Source organism: Micromonospora sp. ATLC20 (genome assembly GCF_057196585.1).
Window position 1 is genome coordinate 1 of sequence record NZ_JBXUOV010000347.1, and the last position, 2,117, is coordinate 2,117.

3 protein-coding genes are annotated in these 2,117 nt (G+C 74.2%); 2 read left to right on the forward strand and 1 reads right to left on the reverse strand.

The window, feature by feature from the left end; all coding sequences use genetic code 11:
• Nucleotides 1-279 precede the first annotated feature (279 nt).
• Both AC2CHG_RS31130 and AC2CHG_RS31135 read left to right on the forward strand, forming a co-directional pair.
• On the forward strand, nt 280-954 hold the full coding sequence (locus AC2CHG_RS31130) for a BON domain-containing protein (RefSeq protein ID WP_355508279.1): 675 nt from the start codon (nt 280-282) through the stop codon (nt 952-954).
• A gap of 97 nt (nt 955-1,051) precedes the next feature.
• Nucleotides 1,052-1,606: a DsbA family protein gene (locus tag AC2CHG_RS31135; protein WP_463840861.1), complete on the forward strand. Its 555-nt coding sequence runs from the start codon at nt 1,052-1,054 to the stop codon at nt 1,604-1,606.
• Between the two features lie 3 nt (nt 1,607-1,609).
• On the opposite strand, the gene AC2CHG_RS31140 is transcribed toward AC2CHG_RS31135, so the two are convergent.
• Nucleotides 1,610-2,117, reverse strand: a 508-nt coding sequence (locus tag AC2CHG_RS31140; protein ID WP_484526176.1) for a helix-turn-helix transcriptional regulator, incomplete at its 5' end; no start/stop codon positions are given.

A 2,117-nucleotide genomic window follows, 5' to 3' on the forward strand; every position in this document is an offset into this window, starting at 1 on the left:
GCGATCGGCTGGGCCGCCGGCACCGCGGCGCGCGCCGCCGGCAGCCGGGACCGCGCCGCCGAGGAGATCGAGTTCGTGGACGTGGACCGGCCGAACTCGCCCGCCGGCCTGGACGGCTGACCCCCCGTACGACACGACGACGGCCGCTCCCGGGACTTCCGGGGGCGGCCGTCGTGCTGCCTCACCCGCAGCGGGTGAGGCCCGTTCACCCGGGGCGGGCGCAGGATCGCGGGTGCGGGACCACGTGCCCGTGCCGCGATCGACGGGAGGGAGAGCCGGATGACCACCGACACGATCACCCGTACCGACCGGGACATCCAGTCCGCCGTGCTCGACGAGCTGACCTGGGAACCGCGGGTCGGCGCGGACGAGATCGGGGTGACCGTCACCGAGGGCGTGGTGACGCTCGCCGGCCGGGTCGACAGCTACGCCAAGAAGTGGGCCGCCGAGCGGGCCGCGCACCGGGTCGCCCGGGTCCGCGCGGTCGCCAACGACCTCGCCGTCCGGATCGACACCGCGGCCGGGCGGGAGGACCCGGAGATCGCCGTCGCGGCCGTACGGGCGCTGGAGTGGGACGCGTTCGTGCCGATCGAGGCGTTGCAGGTGACGGTTGCCGACGGCTGGGTCACGCTGCACGGCGAGGTCGAGTGGGAGTACCAGCGGCGGGCCGCCGAACGCTCGGTCGCCCGGCTCACCGGCGTGTGCGGGGTGAGCAACGGCATCGCGGTACGCCCCGCGGTGCGCGCCGACGGCGGTGACCTGGCCGAGCGGATCGTGGACGCGCTGGCCCGCAACCGCGCCACCGAGGCCGAGGAGGTCGACGTGCGGGTGCACGGCGACACGGTGCTGCTGGACGGACGGGTCCACTCGCCCGGCGAACGCGAGGAGATCGAGCGGGTGGTGTGGAACGCACCAGGCATCCGGGAGGTGCGCAACCACCTCGCCGTGCGATGAGGCGGAACCACCCCGCCCGGGTGAGCCCGCCTCACCCGGGCCGCGGGCATCGTGGGCGGCATGAGTGATCCGACTCGGATCGGCGGGTGAGTGCCGGATGACCACGCCACTTCAGGTCACCACCGCGCGGCTGCGGGTTCCGGTGACCGACCGAGACCATGTCCGCGGGCCGGTGGACGCGCCGGTCACCGTCGTCGAGTACGGCGACTTCCAGTGCCGGTTCTGCGGTGCCGCGTACCCGAACCTGGCCGAGGTGCTGCGCCAGCGGGCCGACATGGTGCGCCTGGCGTACCGGCACTTCCCGATCACCAACGTCCACCCGTACGCGGAGAGTGCCGCGGAGACCGCCGAGGCCGCCGCCGCCCGGGGCCGGTTCTGGGAGATGTACGACTGGCTCTACCAGCACCAGGACCAGCTCGACCCGGTGCACCTGTCGCTGGGCGTGGAGCAGATCGGCCTGTCGCCGGAGGAGATCTCCGCGGAGGTCGGCCGGCAGGAGTACGCCGACCGGGTCCGGCAGGACTTCGTCGGCGGCATCCGCAGCGGCGTCGACGGCACGCCGACGTTGTTCGTCAACGACGTCCGGCACGACGGCGGCTACGACCTGGCCGAACTGCTGGCAGTGGTGGACGCCGCCACCGACGACGGCTGACGGTCAGATCAGCCGCAGCTCGCGCGCCCGCCGGACGGCGTCCCGCCGGCGGGTCGCGTCGAGCTTGCGGTAGATGTTGCGCACGTGAGTCTTCACCGTGTTCACCGACAATGACAGCTCGGCGGCGATCTCCACGTTGGACAGGATGCTCTGGAGATAGCGCAGGATGGTCAGCTCCCGCTCGGTGAGCGGCTCGTCGAGCGTCCGGGCCGGACCGTCGGCAGTCGCGGCCACCGGTTGCGCGTCCACGCCGCGCACCAGCTCGCTCACCGTGGCCCAGTACGCGGTGCCGGAGTCCAGGCGCGCGGCGAGCAGGTCCCGTACCCCCGGTTCGGCGCGGGTGAAGACGCGCCGGAAGCCGTCCGGCTCGGCGAGCGCCAGCACCTCCTCCAGCAGCCGCCCGGCGCGCCGGGCGTCACCGGAGGCGTCGGCGAGCGCCGCGTCGAGCAGCCCGGCGCCCAGCCGCACCGGCAACGGCCAGTCCGCCGCGGCGGACCCGGTCCAGTCGGGC

What these genes read in the sequence shown, in the direction of transcription:
- AC2CHG_RS31130 (WP_355508279.1), top strand. Translation starts at nt 280, where the DNA reads ATGACCACCGACACGATCACCCGTACCGACCGGGACATCCAGTCCGCC.
- AC2CHG_RS31135 (WP_463840861.1), top strand. Translation starts at nt 1,052, where the DNA reads ATGACCACGCCACTTCAGGTCACCACCGCGCGGCTGCGGGTTCCGGTG.